Annotated in this window: 19 protein-coding genes and 1 pseudogene; 7 read left to right on the forward strand and 13 right to left on the reverse strand. The window is 62.5% G+C overall.

All coding sequences use genetic code 11. From position 1 onward, the window contains the following. Positions 1-33 precede the first annotated feature (33 nt). From AD664_RS18650 to queC, 3 genes are all read left to right on the forward strand, one after another. Entirely contained in the window at positions 34-480 is a 447-nt protein-coding gene (locus AD664_RS18650) for an excinuclease (protein WP_042727942.1), read from the forward strand. Positions 481-631: 151 nt separating this feature from the next. Continuing rightward, positions 632-4,630, forward strand: a complete 3,999-nt coding sequence (locus AD664_RS18655) for a dermonecrotic toxin domain-containing protein (RefSeq protein ID WP_053148504.1) — start codon at positions 632-634, stop codon at positions 4,628-4,630. Between the two features lie 194 nt (positions 4,631-4,824). After that, entirely contained in the window at positions 4,825-5,529 is a 705-nt protein-coding gene (queC, locus tag AD664_RS18660) for a 7-cyano-7-deazaguanine synthase QueC (protein ID WP_053148507.1), read from the forward strand. Between the two features lie 48 nt (positions 5,530-5,577). Here queC and AD664_RS18665 read toward each other — a convergent pair whose 3' ends face one another. Both AD664_RS18665 and AD664_RS18670 read right to left on the reverse strand, forming a co-directional pair. Further along, complete coding sequence (locus AD664_RS18665; protein WP_047736116.1) at positions 5,578-6,456, reverse strand: queuosine precursor transporter; 879 nt, start codon at positions 6,454-6,456, stop codon at positions 5,578-5,580. After that, positions 6,449-7,045, reverse strand: a complete 597-nt coding sequence (locus AD664_RS18670) for a helix-turn-helix transcriptional regulator (RefSeq protein ID WP_047736117.1) — start codon at positions 7,043-7,045, stop codon at positions 6,449-6,451. The genes AD664_RS18665 and AD664_RS18670 overlap by 8 nt, the downstream gene beginning before the upstream one ends. A gap of 434 nt (positions 7,046-7,479) precedes the next feature. Here AD664_RS18670 and AD664_RS18675 point away from each other — a divergent pair, with 434 nt between their 5' ends. From AD664_RS18675 to AD664_RS18685, 3 genes and pseudogenes are all read left to right on the forward strand, one after another. Beyond that, positions 7,480-7,857 (forward strand): DUF6124 family protein, encoded by a 378-nt coding sequence (locus AD664_RS18675; protein ID WP_047736118.1) that lies wholly within the window; start codon positions 7,480-7,482, stop codon positions 7,855-7,857. Positions 7,858-7,894: 37 nt separating this feature from the next. Next, positions 7,895-8,149 (forward strand): hypothetical protein, encoded by a 255-nt coding sequence (locus AD664_RS18680; RefSeq protein ID WP_047736119.1) that lies wholly within the window; start codon positions 7,895-7,897, stop codon positions 8,147-8,149. Positions 8,150-8,247: 98 nt separating this feature from the next. Next, a pseudogene (locus AD664_RS18685) lies at positions 8,248-8,409 on the forward strand (IS5/IS1182 family transposase); the annotation flags it as partial. A gap of 171 nt (positions 8,410-8,580) precedes the next feature. Here AD664_RS18685 and AD664_RS18690 read toward each other — a convergent pair. Continuing rightward, on the reverse strand, positions 8,581-9,483 hold the full coding sequence (locus tag AD664_RS18690) for a LysR family transcriptional regulator (protein WP_047736121.1): 903 nt from the start codon (positions 9,481-9,483) through the stop codon (positions 8,581-8,583). A gap of 221 nt (positions 9,484-9,704) precedes the next feature. On the opposite strand from AD664_RS18690, the gene AD664_RS18695 reads away from it, so the two are divergent. Beyond that, a complete protein-coding gene (locus AD664_RS18695; protein ID WP_234407999.1) occupies positions 9,705-10,880 on the forward strand; it encodes an MFS transporter in 1,176 nt (391 codons plus the stop codon). A gap of 162 nt (positions 10,881-11,042) precedes the next feature. Here the strand turns inward: AD664_RS18695 and gspM are convergent, their stop codons facing one another. From gspM to gspD, 10 genes are read right to left on the reverse strand one after another with little or no spacing between them, the layout of a single operon-like run. Next, positions 11,043-11,492, reverse strand: a complete 450-nt coding sequence (gene gspM, locus AD664_RS18700) for a type II secretion system protein GspM (RefSeq protein ID WP_042731793.1) — start codon at positions 11,490-11,492, stop codon at positions 11,043-11,045. Then, positions 11,489-12,595 carry a type II secretion system protein GspL gene (gspL, locus tag AD664_RS18705; protein WP_047736123.1) on the reverse strand — a complete coding sequence of 369 codons (1,107 nt, stop codon included), beginning with the start codon at positions 12,593-12,595 and terminating at the stop codon, positions 11,489-11,491. The genes gspM and gspL overlap by 4 nt, the downstream gene beginning before the upstream one ends. Continuing rightward, on the reverse strand, positions 12,595-13,440 hold the full coding sequence (locus AD664_RS18710) for a type II secretion system protein GspK (RefSeq protein ID WP_053148510.1): 846 nt from the start codon (positions 13,438-13,440) through the stop codon (positions 12,595-12,597). Before AD664_RS18710 ends, gspL begins: the two co-directional genes overlap by 1 nt. After that, complete coding sequence (locus AD664_RS18715) at positions 13,437-13,970, reverse strand: type II secretion system protein GspJ (RefSeq protein ID WP_042731796.1); 534 nt, start codon at positions 13,968-13,970, stop codon at positions 13,437-13,439. The genes AD664_RS18710 and AD664_RS18715 overlap by 4 nt, the downstream gene beginning before the upstream one ends. Beyond that, on the reverse strand, positions 13,963-14,349 hold the full coding sequence (gene gspI, locus AD664_RS18720) for a type II secretion system minor pseudopilin GspI (RefSeq protein ID WP_047736125.1): 387 nt from the start codon (positions 14,347-14,349) through the stop codon (positions 13,963-13,965). Before gspI ends, AD664_RS18715 begins: the two co-directional genes overlap by 8 nt. Beyond that, positions 14,342-14,809, reverse strand: coding sequence for a type II secretion system minor pseudopilin GspH (gspH, locus tag AD664_RS18725; RefSeq protein ID WP_047736126.1), 468 nt, complete (start codon positions 14,807-14,809; stop codon positions 14,342-14,344). Before gspH ends, gspI begins: the two co-directional genes overlap by 8 nt. A gap of 2 nt (positions 14,810-14,811) precedes the next feature. Then, positions 14,812-15,267 carry a type II secretion system major pseudopilin GspG gene (gspG, locus tag AD664_RS18730; RefSeq protein ID WP_042731799.1) on the reverse strand — a complete coding sequence of 152 codons (456 nt, stop codon included), beginning with the start codon at positions 15,265-15,267 and terminating at the stop codon, positions 14,812-14,814. Positions 15,268-15,270: 3 nt separating this feature from the next. After that, positions 15,271-16,479, reverse strand: a complete 1,209-nt coding sequence (gene gspF, locus AD664_RS18735; protein WP_042731800.1) for a type II secretion system inner membrane protein GspF — start codon at positions 16,477-16,479, stop codon at positions 15,271-15,273. A 4-nt stretch (positions 16,480-16,483) separates the two neighbouring features. Continuing rightward, the gene (gene gspE, locus AD664_RS18740) at positions 16,484-17,956 is read right to left on the reverse strand and encodes a type II secretion system ATPase GspE (protein WP_042731801.1); all 1,473 of its coding nucleotides are present in this window, start codon (positions 17,954-17,956) and stop codon (positions 16,484-16,486) included. Then, a complete protein-coding gene (gene gspD, locus AD664_RS18745) occupies positions 17,953-19,869 on the reverse strand; it encodes a type II secretion system secretin GspD (RefSeq protein WP_172679740.1) in 1,917 nt (638 codons plus the stop codon). The genes gspE and gspD overlap by 4 nt, the downstream gene beginning before the upstream one ends. Between the last annotated feature and the right edge of the window lie 2 nt (positions 19,870-19,871).

Consider the following 19,871-nt stretch of genomic DNA (forward strand, 5'->3'; position numbering starts at 1 on the left):
CAACTTCCCGTTACCCCCGTCAAGGAGACCATGATGTCGCTGAAGAAAATCGCCGTTACCGCCGCCCTGTTGCTCAGCACCCTGCCGGCCATCAGCCAGGCCCGTGATACCGCGTTGTTCCTGCCGTTCGACAAGGTTGTCGCCGAAGCCATCCGCACCGGCAAGATCGACGGCAGCGTGAAGTTCTACCTGGCGGGTAACAAGCCGGCCGGCAACGTCACCGTGATCAGCCCCGGTGCCGTGACCAACAAGAAGACCAACGCCTTCAACAAGTCCGACGAAGTGGCGTGCGAATGGGTCCTGCAATCGGCCCTGATCAGCCTGCACCAGGCGGCCAAGAACGCTGGCGCCAACGCCGTGACCAACATCGTCAGCTTCTACAAGAGCAACGAACGCAAGGACCCGACGACCTACGAATGCCACGCCGGCGCAATCATGGCCGGGGTCGCGCTGAAAGGAGACCTGGCAAAAGTCCAGTAAGCCAGCCTTGATCATTCCCACGCAGGAGCGTGGGAATGATCAAAGACCCTTGCTAGCCTGCCTGGCGCCGCCCCGGGCGGTATCTATCTACCGCCCGGCTTGCCCCCCGCTTCAATAGGTTGTTCTTCCGAACATATTTCAGGAAGAACCCATGCAGGACACCACCCCCTCGCGGGCCGATAGCCCGACAGACCCAAGCGCCCCGTTGACCAGCCTGCTGGAGACCTCGCAGCAGCGGATGATCCGCCTGAACAATGCCACGCCACGCGCCTCGACAGTGCTGGCCCGGCACCTGGATGACGGTTTGCGCAGCGCAATGCCCACGCTGTCCGAGCACCTCACCGCCCAGGACCTGTTCGTCTGCCGACAGCAGGACGGCATCAAGACCACGGTCCGCCTCGATACGCTGTTCGAGCGGGCGATTGCCGGGCGCTTGGATACGCGCGCATTCTTCGACGAAGCCAGCGACATCGAACTCGTCATCGATCAGCATCACACCCGGCCCACCTCCCAAGCCCTGGCCAACCTCAAGCACCTGATCAGCCTACCCCCGGCGTCGTGCATTCAACTGCTGACCCAGGCCTTGGACGACTTCTGGGCCAGCTCCGCCGATTTCAGCCAGGGCCTGAGCATCAGCCAATGGCTGGCCACCGAGCTGGCCCTGCAACTCAGGGCCCAGGCAGACCTGCACCAGCTGGACGCAACACTGCGCCCCTCGATGCACAAGGCGTTGACGGAGCGCACGCTGCCGGCACCGGACGCAGCGTCGCGGGCACGGATGCCGGAACACCAACGTCCCGGCGTCCACAGTCTGAGCGTGATCCCGTCCGGGTGGGCGGTCAGCGTGCCGGTGCCCATGGCCGTGGTGCTGACCCAACATGCAGACCCCAACGAGTCGGGCGGCGCGCTGCTGTACCGTCCCGGCGAGCCGCTGCACATCCACGACGACCTGGCGGCGCTCAAGGCCAGCCTGAAGGAAGACGGCAACCCCGGAGACGAGATCGAAACGGCCCCCATCACCGAAAATTTCCTGGCCCGCCTGGTCAGCGAACTGCGGACAGATCAAAAGAGCGCCGTCGCCAGCGTGTTCCTCGGCGGCCCGGAACAAACACAGGAGATCGGCACCTGGTTGGGCAGGCTGGACGCCGCCGCGCAACTGGGCAATCGGCTGGACCTGGCCGCGGCCATGGACGAACGCGAATTGCGGCTGGGGCTGAACAAGCTCGACGACTGGTTGCACGGCAACCCTCACGTCACCGGCGGCGATCGCCTGGCGTGGTGGGAAGCGACCCAAGCCGTGCAAACCACCCTGGCGGACAAACCGCCCGCGCCAGACCCGGTGGCACTGGCCACTCCGGATGCCCTTCGCGCCCGCACCCGCGCCCTGCTGGCCGGTTTCATTCGCGAGAAATACTCGCCGGTCGACCCCGACGACGTGTCGCTGAGCATCCGCAAAGAGGTGATCGACCCCCACGCCCCGACCGGCGGCTCACCGTTTGGGTCCGGAGTATCCCAAGGCAGTGTCAGGGGCGTCGTCGATGATCGTCGCTCCTTGACGCAATGGGCAATGTCCAACCTGACGCTGGAAGAACGCAATGCGCCTCACACCACCGTGGATGGGCCGCTGAGCTTCGCGCAGATTGTCGAGGTCATCGAAAGGGCCAATGTGGGCGCCCGCCTGCCGACCGAAGTGCAAGTGGCCGCCTGGCAGACCCAGGCGCCCTGGATGGCCCTGAAAGCGCAGCAGATGCGCGCACAGGTGTGGGCGGCGCACATTTCCGGCGACCTGCGGCATGACCGCGACAACACCGGACTCCATTTGGTGCTGGCGGCGCTGGACAGCCCCACGGCGAAAGGCCGTGGCAAGGTCGGCGGGCATGAGGCGGTGGTTCGTCAACTGCAGTGGGGCGACAGCGTCTTGAAAGACGTGTTGGCGTTCGGGGTCAAGTCACTCGCCAGTCGCCCTTCGCTGACGCTCTACACACCGGGCGCTCCCGACGGCAAGGTGTTCAGGGACGTCGACGCGGCGAGCAGCCGGACGCTGGAAGCGAGCGTGGTGCAGACCCTCACCGCCACACCGCAGATGACCCGCTGGCTGATTGCGCAGTTGCCGTTACTGGACCAGGCCGAGCAGCTTGCCAGCCTGGTGCCGCTGTCGGAAAACCTGACGTTCGAGCAAAAAATCAAGACAGTCACGCGCTCTGTCTTCGCTTGGACGAAGGACCGGGCACAGAATGACTTCGCGAAGAAAATCGCCGCCCCCACGGTGGAGGCCGACCTGTTCAAGGTGCTGCACGAAACGCAGATCACCCACGCGATCAAGACCACGCAGATGCTGACGGTGAGCAATGCCGAGCGCGACAGCGCGTTTGCACAGCAAGGGCGTCGGAACGCCGTCATGCTGCTGACGGGCGCCATGTCGATGTTCCCGGTGGGACGGCTCGGCGGTCTGTTGGGTCGCGCGATCCTGCCAACCATGGTGGGCGGTGCCGCGGTGTCGGCCATCGATGACGAAGGCGGTAGCGTTCACCAATGGACCACTGACTTTATCGCGGGGCTGGGCGAGGTCATCGCCGAAGCCGGCCAGGACCTGATCATGGCCCGCGCCGGGCGCCGTCGGCAGGCACGCCCGACGCTGTCGTCCCTGCCGCGGCTACCGGATCCGGAGCTGGAACCCTTCCGCCTCAACGGCTTCGACGGGCACGGGTTGATTGCCGAGGGGCGCCACCGGTACAGGGGCGCTGATGGCCAGGGCTACCTGATGCTGGGGGATGGCTATTACAAAACGGCGGTCCAGGCCGGCGAACGGATCATCTATGCGCCGGACAACCGCTCGAATCAGCGAACGGTCGTTTGGGAAAATGACCGCTGGCGCGTGGTGGAGCGCGATCGGCTCAGGGGCGGCGGCCCGCTCCTGAGCCTGTTCGGGCGTCCGCCGGAAACACCGCAGCAGCGTACATGCGCCGCCTTGGTGGAGGCCGTACTGGTGATGAATCGCTACCCCACCCGTGAAGCCGTCAGCACCGCAAAGGCCATTTTCGACTCGATGCCCGAAGCGCTGGCCGAACGCATACTCCGCGAGAGCATGGCGGACGTCGGTGTCGCCGACATCAACGCTTACCGTACCCAGATAACCGACTGGACCCGCAGCCAGGGTGATCTGGCCAAACGCAGGGCCAGCCTGCGGGACCTGCTGGACAAGATGAACACCTGGAGCATCGTCGTGCTCAGTTGCGAGAGCATCGAGACCAACGTCTCCAGCGTTACCCTGAGCGAAGCCCAGAAAATAAAAATCTACGACACGATAATGACGCACAAGAATATCTTCTTCACCGAAGACCGGATCCAGGTCCATACAACGGTCATCACCGACAACATCACCGGCGCCATCTTCATGACGTTCACCTCCAAAGGCGGAAAGAAGAAAGCGGCCATGGACAAGATCGCGAACGACACCCGGGAGATGCTGAATGCCGTGGAAGCCAGGCTGGAGGCCCACGTGCAGGCGCGATTGCCCGGCAATAATCCAGAAGCACAGTCGGCCCGGGACAGCTACACGAACTCGGCGCAATACTACAACGAGCTGATCACCGCCCTGCGCGAAGAAAAGCAGCGCAGGCACAAGCCCGGGCTGCTGACCGAGATCCGCAACAATCGAGTGCCCTACATCATCGCCAACAAAGGCCAGGCACAACGCGACGTCACACTGCTCACCGGGGAAGACATCACCAACTTCAGCCGGACACTGGCCAACTACGAACCCTTCGACATCGAGCTCGTGACCCAGGCCCGAAGCCACAAAGTGGAAGGCACAACGTCCGCCGAGCCCTCCACGGCCTTGCCCGCCCCGTCGCCGGCACCGGACAAGTTCATCGTCACCAACAGCCCATTGGCTGAAGCCCAGATGGCGTACGCCACCTTCTCGCAGGCCGCTCAAACCAGGGTGAACGTCATCACGGAAGATATTCGTGCGGGACGGATCACTACCAAGAAGATCAACCGCTACTACTGGTACACCATGGCCCAACTGACCCCGGGCGGCGGCAAGGGCGCCTGGCGCGCCGCGTTTGAACGCAAGGGCGATACCTGGACACTCCAGGGGTTCTACGACTACCACGTCAACGGACCTGCGACGGTCTGGGAAGGTTGACCCCTGCAAGCGTGCCCCCGCAAAAAAGTCCTTTTGGTCAGGGCTTTCGTCGCGGGGGCCTCGCTTCAAACAGCATCGCCTGCAGAGGAGGACTCAAATACAGAATATGGAGTGGGTATTTTCAGAAACTTCCTACAGGACGATTTTGACCCTCCGAGCTAGGGTCATTTCTTCAACCCTATCGGGACAAGCCGATGAACGAACTCACCTCCAAAGCCGTCATTGTCTTCAGCGGCGGCCAAGATTCGACCACCTGTCTCATTCATGCGTTACCGCGATACGAACAAATCCATTGCATAACGTTTGATTACGGCCAGCGCCATCGCGCTGAGATCGAAGTGGCTCGCCAGCTTTGCAAGAAACTACGCGTCACCGCACACAAAATCTTGGATACCTCGTTGCTCAACGACCTGGCCATCAGCAGCCTGACCCGCGACCACATCCCCATCCCGCCAGCAAACAGTGCCCCTCACGGCCTACCCACCACCTTCGTTCCCGGCCGAAACATTCTGTTTTTGACACTGGCGTCCATCTACGCTTATCAGGTAGGCGCCCAGGCCGTCATCACAGGTGTCTGCGAAACGGATTTCTCCGGCTACCCAGACTGCCGTGACGGGTTCATCAAGGCTATGAACAGGGCCGTTGAGCTGGGCATGGACTATAAACTGCGCATCGAAACACCCCTGATGTGGCTGACCAAGGCAGAAACCTGGGCGCTGGCCGATTATCACAACCAGCTGGAACTGGTCCATCAAGAAACACTGACCTGCTACAACGGGATCAAGGGACACGGATGCGGCAGTTGCGACGCCTGTAGCCTTCGCGCGAACGGCCTGGAGCAGTTCTTGAAGAACGGAGAAAAGGTGATGGACAGTTTGAAAAGCAAGCTAGCGTTGTAGTGAGTGCCGAGTACGTAGGGGATTGGGCTAACGCCCATCCCCTCGACGTCATGCCGCTTGAGTTCCAACCGCATAATGCCTGAATAATTTCCTGGCCCCATAGGCGGGCAACACATTAAAAAAGGCGAAAGCCACTTTTATAACTATCTGAACGTAAACGATGGCCAAAATATCTTCGTTCTTCATCGTGCCGTAGAATGCAATGAAGCAGAATATAAAGCTGTCTATGATCGCCGCAAAAAAAGTGCTGAAAAACACCCTAAAAAAAAGAAATCTTGATCGAGTCAGATTTTTGATTTTGCTTAGCAGATAGGAGTTGGCATATTCAGAAAAAAGAAACGAGACAGAAGATGCGATCAGCGCAGACGACACATGCGTAATCACCTCACCATAGGCTCCTTCTAACTTCCAGTCGGGCAATCCAGGTAGCCAACCGGTGATACTCAACAAAACCAGGATAAATGCATTATTGATAAAGGCAAAAAAAATTGCCTTACGCGCCAACCTGAGCCCAAATGACTCATTCAATACATCGACCACCAAAAAAGTCAGCGGGTAAAGAAATACTCCAGGTGTCACCACCACATCAAAACGCTCTATATAAACAAGCTTTGCTGCTGACACATTGGTAAAGACATAGAGCGCAAACAGCATCAGGTTCAGGGCGACGTAGGCTAACCAAGACCGCTCATGGCGATCCTTAATCTCATAAGCGGTTACAGCAGCCCCTCCAGAATAAAACTTTCTGTAGATGTCTTTTATCTCAGACTTGCTCAATTCATCAATCAAGTGGCTTCCCAAGAGCTCGTCGAGTTTTACCTTCACTACCCTCCCGGTAGTAATCACCATGATGACCGCCAAACCTTTACTGCTTTCATACCCTAAAAGCTTATACTTGGCACTTCCAGCATCCCCACCACTAACCATTGAATCTCTCCTCAATAACGGCTCCAATGACATAAAATCCATCTAACTCAAAACTCGGCTCGCTTACGATATTCAACTTTTTAGTCAGTTTATGGCAGACCAACTTTTCGCCCGCGCCATGAACACCCCCCTTGCTTATGATCAGCAGGTTCCCTGCCTCGTTTTTTCCGGCAATATCTGATTCCAAAAGGACGGCTATCAAATTGCGGGCTGAGCCAAAGTAATACGTTAAAGGGTGCGAAACAGCCAGCTCACCAATTCTTTTGTCAAGGTTCTGCAACAGCAAGCTCTCCCGGATCACTGGCACTGCTGCTGGATTCATGTTCCCGTGCAGAGAAATAGTGCTTTCAATAACCTCTCTAGCCTCGAAGTCAACAGTTTCTATTTCGTGATAAGAAACTCCAAAAAAATCAGATATTTTGCGAACAGTAGACTGTTGCACATTAACCACACGCCCTTCGAGAATGTTATAGATAGTCGTCCTAGTCAGACCGCTTGCATTGCACAGTGAGAGCTGCGTTTCGCCACGACTCTTTATAAGATATCTAATATTACTTTTTAACTTCTCTGTCCTGTCTTTTCTGTACATATAAACTTCACCATTTCCCTATAGCCGCAGAAATCTTCACTGGACTGGCTACGAGGCGATTTTCCAGGATCGGCATACTACACATCCAGCCCAAGAGAAAAAACCAGAATGTGAAATCCATCCCTCCACGCCACCCCACTTGTTTACTCCAATTAAACAATCAACAGAGCTTTCTTACACTGATTACGGAATGCACTTTCAGACATAAGGATGCAACGCCGCGATTAATCGCCACCCCAGCTCGACCGCCTAAATCAACACAGCTTCTAAGACCCACCAAAGAATCATTTTTTTACACTGATGTTAATTTTTTTGATTAATTACTTAAAATTTTCTGGTAATAAAATTCACACCGTCGGTTCATGCATGGATGCCAAAGATCTCGATTGAGTAGTGAGACTGACGTCTTCTTAACCTTGCAAGGAGCTGCTGTGATGAGAAAGGTCACCGCGACGGACCCCGAATCCCCGGAATCCATCAACACCATCAATATTTCCTCCACCCACAAAGGCCATGACACCCTCGCCAACGCACGCCTACATGATCAAGAGCGCCCCGATCCGGTGAACAACGTGTTCACCGTGATTGCGAACGTCGACACTGAATCCCTGCTCTGCCACGCCAGTGAAAATCTCGCCTCATTGAGCGTCATGGCCAGCGATCTTGCAGACCAATTGAACGGCCCCCGCCGTAACGTCGCCTTGGCTATGCAGCAACTCACCGTCCTGTGCGAGTTATTGGTGAATCGAGCACTCGATGATTTGGATCCTCCCCAGGAATTATCAGAAGCTTCTTTAGCCGGCCAACGCTAAGCCGTGCCATTTATCCAGGCCATGGAGGTTTGTTGTTATGGACAGGTACATCCCCATCACCGGCATCGATTGCACGTCCGCTTCGCTACTGATCGACACGCAGGCACCGCTGGACGTGTTGCATGAAACAGCGGCCGACCGGGTACGTGTGGCGACTCAGCTACTTGAAAGTCTGGCGTTTGAAGAGGGCCCCTACAGCGAATTGGCGCGCGTGCTGGTCGTTTCGCTACGCGAAGGCTGTGATTTACTGGACGTTGTTGGGCGACGATTGCAGACGCAGATGATGGAATAAAAAAGAAAGCGCGCCTTTGCAGACTGTGTGAAAACCTAGCAATCTGCCCGGTGCTCAAAAAAATGCTCCGTATCGAAAGATACGGAGCATTTTTCGTTATGGCCTACATCAAGGGACAGTCCCGCAGTCAGACGAGCCTGTTTCCGGTATCGCTGGAAGAGTTGATATCCGAGGATCACCTGGTTCACGTTATCGATGTCTACGTCGCCAAGCTGGATCTGGTGCGATTGGAATTTGATAAAGCGCTAGACGAACTGACGGTCACTGCCGATGCTAGGGCGACCGCATTTACCAGGCGAAAATGAGCGACTGCGCTGCACTGAGGCTAAGCGCCGATATGTCACACGTCATGCTCACGAAAAGGGCGTTTGCTTGGAACCACCGTCAGTGCGTTTTCACACAGTCTGTTTACGGAGCCGTTAGCACTCACCCTACGCAATAGAACCATCCCCACCACCGGTCAACAACGCCACGAACGCCCGCGCCATCGGCGAGCGCTGGTCCTTGCGTTGCACCAGCCACACCGCCGACACCGCCGCCGGATCGAGCAGCGGGCGGTAGACGACGCCGTCGATGCGCATGCGCTGGTAGGAGGCGGGCAAGACCGAAACACCCAGCCCCGCTGCCACCAGCCCGATGATGGTCATCGCCTCGCCGGCTTCCTGGGCGAAGTGCGGGCTGAAACCGGCGTCGCGGGCCAGGCTCAGCAATTGCGCGTAGAGACCGCTGCCGTAGCTGCGAGGAAAGAACACGAACGGCTCCTGGGCCAGCGCCGACAGGAACAGCCCGGCATCGCTGCCCTGGGCCAGCGGGTGCTTGGAGCTGAGCACGGCCACCAGCGGCTCGCGGCTGAGTTCGATCTCGCTCAGGGACTCGGGCAGCGGCAACGGTCGCATGATGCCCACCTCGATCTCCCCCTCCATCAAACCGTCGGCCACCTGGGTGCTGCTCATTTCCCGCAGGTTCAGGTGCACGGCGGGAAAGCGCTGGCGGAACGTGAACAGCGCCTGGGGGATCGTCGAGTTGAACGGCGCCGAGGAGGTGAAGCCGATCTTCAGTTCGCCCAGCTCGCCTAACTGCGCGCGACGGGCCACGTCGGCGGCCTTGTCGACCTGGGCCAGCACCCGCCGCGCCTCGTCGAGGAACAATCGGCCGGCCTCGCTCAACTCGACCCGGCGATTGGTGCGCTCGAACAAACGCGCACCGACTTCCTGCTCCAGCGCCTGGATCTGCTGGCTCAGGGGTGGTTGGGAGATGCCGAGGGCCAAGGCGGCACGGCCGAAATGCAGTTCTTCGGCCACGGCGATGAAGTAACGCAGGTGACGCAGTTCCATGGTCCACCTAACAAGTCGCAAAACGTCTTAAACAGGTCGAACAATATATTGGATAGAAACATTAGCCGGCTATATGCTTTTTTCACTGCCTGCCTGATCGTGCTCCTGCGAGGTCCACCGTGAAAACTGCTGTCGCGCCACTGGCCCATGAAATTCCCCCCCGCGTACAGGATGACGTCGTCACTGAACTGAAGGACATCTACATCGAGAAAGGCACGCCGATGTTCATGCGCACGGTGCTGGCGCTGTTTTGCGGCGGCTTCGCGACGTTCGCCCTGTTGTACTGCGTGCAGCCGATGATGCCGTTGTTGTCCAAGGAGTTTGCCGTCAACGCGGCGCAAAGCAGCCTGATCCTTTCGGTGGCGACCGGCCTGCTCGCCATCGGCCTGTTGATCACCGGCCCGATTTCCGACCGCATCGGCCGCAAGCCGGTGATGGTCGCCGCCCTGTTCGCCGCCGCCCTGTGCACCCTAGCCAGCGCCATGATGCCGACCTGGCACGGCGTCCTGCTGCTGCGTGCGCTGGTGGGGCTGTCGCTGAGCGGGCTGGCCGCGGTGACGATGACGTACCTGAGCGAAGAGATCCACCCCAAGCACATCGGCCTGGCGATGGGGCTGTACATCGCCGGCAATGCCATCGGTGGCATGAGCGGACGCTTGATCACCGGCGTGCTGATCGACTTCGTCAGTTGGCACACCGCGATGCTGGTGATTGGCGGCCTGGCCCTGATCGCCGCGGCGGTCTTCTGGCGGATCCTGCCGGAGTCGCGCAATTTCCGGCCCCGCTCGCTGCACCCGCGCAGCCTGCTCGACGGCTTTACCCAGCACTTTCGCGACGCTGGCCTGCCGCTGCTGTTCCTTGAAGCCTTCGTCCTGATGGGCGCCTTCGTGACCCTGTTCAACTACATCGGCTACCGCCTGCTGGCCGAGCCTTATCATCTGGACCAGGCCTTCGTCGGACTGCTGTCGGTGGTGTACCTGTCGGGTATCTACAGCTCGGCAAAAGTCGGCGCGCTGGCGGACAAGCTGGGGCGGCGCAAGATGCTCTGGGCAACCATCGCGCTGATGCTGGCCGGCCTCGCACTGACGATGGCCACGTCGCTGATGCTGGTGATCCCGGGCATGCTGGTGTTCACCTTCGGCTTCTTCGGCGCCCACTCGGTCGCCAGCAGTTGGATCGGCCGCCGCGCCCTCACCGCCAAGGGGCAGGCCTCCTCGCTTTACCTGTTCAGCTATTACGCCGGGTCGAGCGTGGCCGGCACGGCGGGCGGCGTGGCCTGGCACGTGGGGGGTTGGAACGGGGTCGGCCTGTTCATCGGCGCGTTGCTGGTGGTGGCCTTGTGGGTGGCGGTGAAGCTGGCGAAGTTGCCGGTGTTGCCAGGTAACCTGGCGGTTTAGACAGACACCGCCAGGATCGGCCCAGTCCCTGTGGCGAGGGGATTTATCCCCGTCAGGCTGCGAAGCGGCCTCGGTTTCTACGCCGCAGTGCAGTCCAATGGCGAGCGCTTCGCACTCGAACGGGGATAAATCCCCTCGCCACAGGCGCCTCTTTCCAACCAATCATTGTGCCAACACCACCCGCGCCTCCAACACCTTCCCCCGCACCTCCAGGGTCAGCGCGTGCAGCACCGCGCCGTCGCGTTCGTGGCGGTCCAGCCAGTGCAGCAATGGGTTGGCGTCACCGGTGACCATGAGTCGCAGCGCATCGCCATCGACCTCCATCTCGGCGATGTCTAGCCCTGCCGCCGTGGCGCTGTCATTGACGCGCACCGACAAGGGTCGGTCCGCGGTGTCCCGGGCCGGTGCCGCGCGCTGGATCCGCACGCTCAGTTCGGCCTGTTGGCGGTACTGCCGCTCGGCGACTTCAAGCCGTTGCGCCATGGGGCGCCCGATCGAGGTGTAGCCCACGGTCACCAGCACCAGCCCGGCCGTCCCCAGCAACAACCCTTGCTCACGGCGCGACACGCCTGCCCAGGCTTGTTTCAGCCTCTGTAGTGCCTTGACGTTCATCCACCGTTCTCCAGCGTCAGGATGGCCTGCACGCGATTGCCTTGTTTGCTCGCACTGCCCAGGATCAGGGGCAGACCGTTCTGTTGGCCGCGTTCGCGCAGTTGTTCCAGCTCGACAAAACTGTTGGCCGTCAGTTGGAGCTTCCAGCCCTCGCCTGCGCGAAAGTCGATGCGCTGCACCTCGACATGACTGGCGCCGACGACACGCTCCACCAGATGAACCAGGCGCGCCACCTGGGTGTCCTGGTCCTGTCCGCCGCGCCCCTGCATGGCCTGGAACTGCGCGGCCAGGTCGACGATGCGGCTTTGTCCGGGGTACAGCGCCCGGAACCGCTGCTCGCTCTGGCTGTACAGCCGTCGCGTTTCGCCTTCCAGAAAGCGCACGCGGGCTTCGCTGAACACCCAGCTCAGCACCAATACACCCAGCGCCGCGGCCATCGCACCGCGCCATGGCAAGCGCTGGCGGCGGCGCCGGAACTCGCCTTGCAACAAGTCAACGGGGTGTCCGCCCGCGCTCAGCAACCACTCATCGATGCCCGGACGGTCGCGGGCCTCGTCTAGCCAGTGGATGTCCTCGCCAAGACTCGGCTTGAGCACCGTCAGGGCCGGGCCCGACAATGCCACCCGTGCCGCCAGCGCGCCGCCCAGCAACCAGCGGCCAAACCAGCGCACGCCAAACGCCTGGTCACCGGCCAACAGGTCGGCATCGACGTGCACCGCCCGCACGGCGACGCCCTGTTCGTCGAGCAAGGCCAGTAACGCCCGGAACCGGTCCCGTTGCGTCACCAGCAGCGGGTAACGGTGCTGCCGGTCCCGGGCGCCGACGGCGATGTGCAGCACTTCCAGGTTTTCACTCAGTTGCTCTTCGATGGCGAATGCCAGCGCCTGGGGTCGCGGCGGGCGGCGAGAGGGCCAGGGGTCGCTGCGCACCCAACTGCACAGTTCCATCGGCAACAGCACGACGACCTCACGCCCGAGCAGTTCACGGGCCGCTTCGTGCAGGGGCAAGCAGCGTCGCCCGCCCGTCGGCGACCATATGCAGCAGGGCCAGTTGGCAGAGGGCGCGCCCAGGCCTTCGGCGGTCAGGTAAAGCCAGGTTTTCATCAGGGGAGCTCACCAGGGCTGAAGGGTAAGAAACGACGCTGGCGCACGGTCCAGCGTCCGGTCGTGGCATCACGCTCGAGGTCCGAAGCCAGGCGCAGACGGTTGCCGGCGCGGGTCACGCTCACGGTGATGCGGAACCAGCGACTGGTCACGCCCAGGCCATGGCTGCTGAGGCCCAGGCCGGCCACCAGCGGATCATTGGTAAACGCCTGCACACTGGCGTAGGGCGTTTGCCAGCGCCGCTGGGCCAACGCCCTGGCCGGCTCGCCCTCCATGCCGTCGAGGGTCATTAGCAACAGCGGCGGCGCGGTGTTGACGTTCAACCGGGCCTCCTTGGGCAGCAGCACCACCCAAGGCGCCAGGCGCCGCAGCATCGAGCCATCGATGCCAGGCAACAGGCGCAGTTGACTCAACTCGTGCACCACCCCGACCTGAGGCAACGACATCGATGGCAGATCCAGCAAGGCAAGCAATCGGCTCCATCGACCCAAGGTCACCTGGTCGACTTGCCCCTGGGCCAACAACGGGGTGAGGTTCAGCCGCGCAGACAAATCCTCGATCGCGACGTGGACCTGGGCGTCGTCCAGCGCCCAGGCCGGTTCGCGCCGCGCCCAGTCCTGGCTCAGGTCAACAACCCCGGACGGCGCGGCCACGCTCTCTTGCAGCACCGCTTGCGCCCAGGCTTCCCCGGCCAGCCCAAGCTGGCGCAGCTGGACCTGTTGCAGCGGCTGGGCGCTGCTGTGCAACAACAGGCGATGGCTATGCAACATGCCACCGATCACCAGCAACGCCAGGCTCAGCACCAGCAGCACGCTGATCAGCGCTACCCCTCGCTGTCGACTCACGGCAACGCTCCCGGCAACAGCAGCACCCGACGGACCTGTTCGAAACGCCCGGTCGACACCACCAGTTCCAGTGCCAGCGGCGCGACCTCACGCACGGTTTCGCTGCGCCAGCCGCGCTGCGGATCGAACACCCGCCAGCTCAGGCCGCGCACCTCGTCGAGCAATTTCTGCTGCTGCACAACGGTGCTGCCTTCTGCGCGACTGTCGCGCCACAGCACGCGGTCTTCGAGTCGATAAGCCACCGCCTGCCGCTCGCTGCGCGGCAGATCCTGTGGGTTGCGCCAATGGCTGCGCTGCAATTGCAGGCCCGTCGGCGCGAGCACGACCGAGCCAAGGACGGCCTGCCAGGCATCGCGCTCGATCACCCCCACGGCCCGTTGCAAGGCGCGGATGTCTCGCTCGTGATGACCGGCGCCTTGCTGGGCTCGCACGACGCCGTCGAACAGCCGCCAACTGGCCAGGCCGAGCAAGGCGAAAATGGCAATGGCGATGACCAGTTCCAACAAGGTGAAACCCGACTGTCTATTCATCACGCTGGCGGATCCACCCCAGGGTGCGGTGCACAACCGCCGGACTGCCGGCTCGGCTGACCTGGATCTCGACCTGGAGCAGGCGCGGATCATGGGCCGCGGCGATACGCTGTTGCAGCGTCCAGTCGCGACGCCCCAGGCGCAGGTCCAGCCGTTGCTGCCCAGGCGCCGGGGTCGGGTGCAGGCGCAGCTCGCTCAACTGATTGTCCGCCAGCCACGCGCCGAACAGCCGCTCCTCCAGCCCGGCGCCCTGCTTGAGCACGAACTGGCTGGCCGAAAGCACCGCTGCCGACACCATGGCAAAAATCGCCAAGGCGATCATGACTTCCAGCAGGGTGAAGCCGCGGCTATCGACCGCCAGCCTGCTCGCCTTACTCATCGATCGAGGGCTCCGACAGGCCATCGCTCGACACCGCGGACAAGCGCTGGCCGGCGACCTGGACAGACAGGCGAAACGGGCTGATTTCATCGCTGCTGAGCATCAGCAACTGCGGCGCGCCCGACGTGTCATCGAGGACCACGGCGTGGCCGTCCTGCTCCAGGCCAAGGGACAGTGGCTGCGGCAAGCGTTGCAAGGTCGCCACCGCGGTCCAGCCCTGGGCGTCGAGGCGCAGCGCCTGATAACCGTGCTTGTGGATGCGCAGTCCATATTCCTCGCTCTCCAGCACCGCCCGCTCGCGCAACTGCTGCACCACCCGGATGAACGCCCCGGCTTGCTGCCGCGCTTCCCTGGCCGGGTTCGGGCCCACGGCGAGGCTGACCATGCCGGCCGCGATCGCGATCAGGACGACGACCACCATCAGTTCCAGCAGGGTAAAACCCCGGTAACGGGCGCGCATGTTCATTCGGTCCAGTTGCCGATGTCGGCCGCCAGCCCATCGCCACCCGGTGCGCCATCGGCGCCCAGCGAATACAGGTCATAGCTGCCGTCCAACGACCTGAGGCCCGGACTGAGGTACTGGTAAGGCGTGCCCCACGGATCGATCGGCAGGCTCTTCAGATACCCCTGGGGGTTCCAGTTCCGCGGCGCGGGCGTGCCTCCCGGACGCTTGCTCAGCGCTTCGAGGCCCTGTTGGGTCGAGGGGTACTGGAAGTTGTCGAGCCGGTACATTTCCAGCGCCGTGGCGATGGCCTGGATGTCGGTCCGCGCCGCCGTGGCCTTGGCCTGGTCGGGGCGGCTCATGAACTGCGGCACCACGATGGCGCCGAGCACGCCGATGATGACCACCACCACCATGATTTCAATCAGGGTGAAGCCACGTTGAAGAGGTACCGCTCGGTTGTCTGGAGAGTGCATGGGTCAATTCACCAATTGGTTGAGGCTCAAGATAGGCAGGAGGATGGCCATGACGATCAGCAGCACGACGCCGCCCATCAACACCAACATGGCCGGTTCGAAAAGGCTCACCACCAGGGCAATCCGCGCCGCGAGGCTGGCTTCCTGTTGCTCGGCGGCGCGGGCCAGCATGCTGTCGAGCTCACCGGCCCGCTCGCCGCTGGCGATCATGTGCAGCATCAGCGGCGGGATATCGCCGCCGCGTTCCAGGCCGCGGGTCAGCGTCCCACCCTCGCGGACCGAGCGGGCGACGTCGGCAATGCGCGCGCGAATCGTCAGGTTGCCGATGACCTGCGCGGCAATGTGCAAGGCGTCAACCAGGGGCACCGCGCTCTTACTGAGGATCGCCAGGGTGCTGGCGAACCGCGCCGCTTCCATCGCCCGCAACACCTCGCCCAACAACGGCAGCCGCAACAGCAACCGATGCCAGCGCAGGCGCCACGCCGGTTGACGCAAGCTCCAGCGCCACACCGCCACGAGCCCGAGCAACGCCGCGAACAGCCACAGGCCGTGGCGGCGCAAGCCATCGCTCACGGCGATCAGCGCCTGGGTCAGCCAGGGCAGCGGCTGGCCGCTGTCGATGAAGATCTTCACCACGTCCGGCACCACGTAGCCCAGCAGGAAGGCGACGATCGCGACGCAGGCCAGCAGCAGGATCAGCGGGTACACCAACGCCAGTTGAATGCGCTGGCGCGACGCCTGGCGCGCCTGGGTGTAGCTCGCCAGTTGCTCCAGCACCTGGCCGAGATGACCGGACTGCTCGCCCGCCGCCACCGTGGCGCAGAACAGCTCGGGAAACGCCTGGGGAAACGCCCGCAGGGCCGTCGCCAGCGCATGCCCTTCCATCACCCGGCCACGCACCGCCGACAGCAGTTGGACAACACGACGTTTCTGGTTCTGTTGCGCCACCGCCGCCAGCGATTCTTCAAGGGGCAGGCCGGCCTGAATCAAGGTGGACAGTTGCAATGTCAGCAAGGCCAGCTCGGCCGGGCTCAAGCGCGATCCGGCATAACGGCTGCGCAAGGTTCGCCGTTCCCCGCCTTCGTGCAGTTCCCAGGGCAGCAAGCCGCGTTCGCGCAACAACTGCCGGGCCTGACGGGCGCTGTCAGCCTCCACTCGGCCCTTGCAGCGTCGGCCCTGGGCATCTTCGGCCCGATAATCGAAGGTCGGCATCGGGCTAATCCTCCTGGGTGACGCGCAACAGTTCATCGACGCTGGTCAGGCCTTCCAGGACCCGTTGGCGGCCGTCCTGGAACAAGCTGCGGGAGGTCTTGCGCGCCTCGCTCGCCAGCGCTTGCTCGGTGGCGCCCTGATGAATCAGTTGCGAAAACGGGCTGCTCACCGTCACCAGCTCATAGATACCGAAACGGCCGCGATAGCCTTTCTGGCATTGCTCGCAGCCCCGGGCCTTGAACAGCCGGGGCGCGGCCGTTGCAGCCAGCCCCAGGCGCTGGCAGGTGGCGGCATCGGCCACGTAGGGCACCTTGCAGGACGGGCATAACCTGCGCAGCAAGCGCTGGGCGACGATGCCGGCCAGGGACGATGCCAGCAGGTAGGCGTCCACCCCCATGTCCACCAGCCGCGTGACCGCACCGACGGCGGTATTGGTGTGCAGCGTGGAGAGCACCAGGTGCCCGGTCAGGGACGCCTGGACGGCAATTTCGGCGGTCTCGCGGTCGCGTATTTCGCCAACCATCACCACGTCCGGGTCCTGGCGCAGGATCGCCCGCAAGCCACGGGCGAAGGTCATGTCGACCTTCGGGTTGACCGGCATCTGGCCGATGCCCGGCAGGTGATATTCGATCGGGTCTTCGACGGTGAGGATATTGCGGCTCTGGTCGTTGAGGCTGCTCAACGCGGCGTACAGGCTGGTGGTTTTCCCCGACCCGGTGGGGCCGGTGACCAACACGATGCCATGGGGCTTGCCGAGCAATTGCCGCAGGCTCGCCAGGGTGTCGTCGGGCAGGCCCAGGCGCAGCACGTCCAGGCGTCCGGCCTGCTTGTCGAGCAGGCGCAGCACCACGCGCTCGCCGTGGGCCGAGGGCAGGGTCGAGACCCGCACATCGACTTCGTGCCCGGCCAGGCGCAAGGCGATGCGTCCGTCCTGGGGCACGCGTTTCTCGGCGATGTCCAACCGGGCCATGACCTTGATTCGCGACACCAGCAGGCTCGCCAGCTCCCGGCGCGGGCGCAGCATTTCCTGCAACTGACCGTCGATGCGCATGCGCACCGACAGGTATTGCTCGAACGTCTCCAGGTGCACGTCCGAGGCGTGCTCGCGAACCGCCTCGCTGAGCAAGGCGTTGATCAGCCGAATGATCGGCGCATCACCCTGTTGCTCCAGCAGGTCGGTGGTCTGTGGCACCTGGTCGGCCAGGCTGAGCAGGTCCAGTTCTTCGTCCAGGCCTTGGGCAACCTGCTCGGCGGCGCTCTGGCCCTGGCGGTAGACACTGGCCAGGCGCACCGCGAACAGTGCCGGCTCAAGCACCTGGATCGGCAATTCCCGACCACACAGGCGTCGCACTTCGGCAATCGCGGTCAGCGCCGCATCGCGGCGCATCACCAGGCTCAAGGTCGGCCCCGCGCCTTCCAGCAGCACGCCGAAGCGCCTGGCAAAACCAAAGGGCAACACGGCCTGCGGGTCACTCACAAGTCACCCGCCTGCGCGGTGCCCGCGGACGTCTCCGACGCCTCGAACAACTGGCGCGCGTCCCGGGGCAGCAACAGCGAATTGTTCTGCCGCGAGCCGGGCTTGCTCAGCTCACGCAACGCGTCGTAGCGCTGCCGGCTGACATCGGCCAGGTCTTCGTTGTTACGCACGATGGTGGGACGCAGGAAGACCATCAGGTTGCTTTTGGTCTGGGTGTCGCGGGTCCAGCGAAACAGCGCGCCCAGGTACGGAATGCTGCGCAGCAACGGCACGCCGCTTTCCTCGGTACGTACGCTGTCGCGGATCAGCCCGCCAATGACGATGATCTCGCCGTCGTCCGCCAGGATCGTGCTCTTCAAGGCGCGCTTGTTGGTGATCAGGTCGGATGAGTCCACGCCGGTGACCGAGGGGGCGATGTCCGAGACTTCCTGCTGGACCTCCAGGCGCAGGGTGGAACCTTCGTTGATGTACGGCTTGACCTTGAGGCTGATGCCGACGTCCTTGCGCTCCACGGTGGTGAACGGGTTGTCGGCGCCGTTGCCGCTAGTAGCGTAGGAACCCGTCTTGAAGGGGACGTTCTGGCCGACGATGATTTCCGCCTCCTGGTTATCCAGGGTCAACAGGCTGGGCGTGGACAGCAGGTTGCTGTGGGTATTGCCCGCCAATGCCGAGACCAGTGCACCGAAGCGATCACTCCCCAATTGCAGGACCGCGCCTTCTGGCGCGTTTTTCAGTGCATCGGCATCCAGCCCGCCGAAGATCGGCACCTTGGTGCCGGGAAAATTGATGAAGCCAGTGGCACTGCCGCTCTTGAGGCCCCATTGCACCCCCAGGGCCTCGGCGATGTCCCCGGTGATCTCGACGATGGCCGCGTGGATGAGCACCTGGGCGCGCGGTTGATCCAGTTCCCGGACAATGTTTTCCACCGTGCGCACCTGGGCCGGCTCGGCGAGCAGCACCAAGGCGTTCTGGCTTTCGTCAGCCTTGACCATGAAGCCGCCATTGGCCGCGCTTTCCCGCTGGCCGGCCAGGGTCGGCGTGGTTTTCCGGTCCTGGCCGACCGCTTCCAGCACTTGGGCCAGCTGCTTGGCATCGCTGTGGCGCAGGCGGATGACCCGCGCGTTGCCCTGGGAGGCGGCCGCTGGCACATCGAGGGTCCGGGCCAGGTCCGCCAGGCGCTGGCGCACCGCCGGCGCGCCGATGATCACCAGGCGATTGCTGCGCGCGTCGGCAATCACCAGGCCTGCCGTGTCGCCGTCGCGCTTGCCGGAGGCGGCTTCCATCACCGGCGCGATGTCCACGGCCTGGGCATGGCGCAGGGGCAGCACCACGTGGTTGCGGTTACGCCCGGCGTCCAACTGCGCCACGACCCCGGCAATGCGCTGCACGTTGGCGGCGGTGTCGGTGACCACCAGCGCGTTGGAGGAAACCGAAGGCCCGACGTAGCCATTGACCGACACCAGCGGCCGGACCAGCCCGGCGACATCGGCGGCAATGCTCGAATGCAAGTCCAGGACCCGAGTCACGAATTGCGATGGCGTGGCGCTGTTGGCGTCGCTGGCGCCGGCCCGGGTCTTGGCCTCGGCGACCGGGGTAATCAGGATCCGCTCACCTTCATCGATCACCGTGAAGTTGTGTGCATCGAGCACCGAATAGAACAACCGGCGCACGCCTTCGCGGTCCAGTGCCTGGCGCGACATGACGGTAATGCGCCCCGACACCCGCGGATCGAGCACCACGGTCTTGCCCAGGATCGCCGAGATTTCCTCGACCACGTCACGCAATTCGGCATTGTTCATCGCCAGTTGCCAATGGGTTTCCTCGGCCCGCAATGAGCCGGCAAAGGCCAGCGGGCCACACACGGCAAGGCAGAACAGGACGCGCGATACGGGGCCCCGGATAAAACTGTTCATCA

Origin of the sequence: Pseudomonas sp. P97.38 (assembly GCF_001269745.1) — a bacterium.
Lineage (GTDB): Bacteria > Pseudomonadota > Gammaproteobacteria > Pseudomonadales > Pseudomonadaceae > Aquipseudomonas > Aquipseudomonas chlororaphis_E.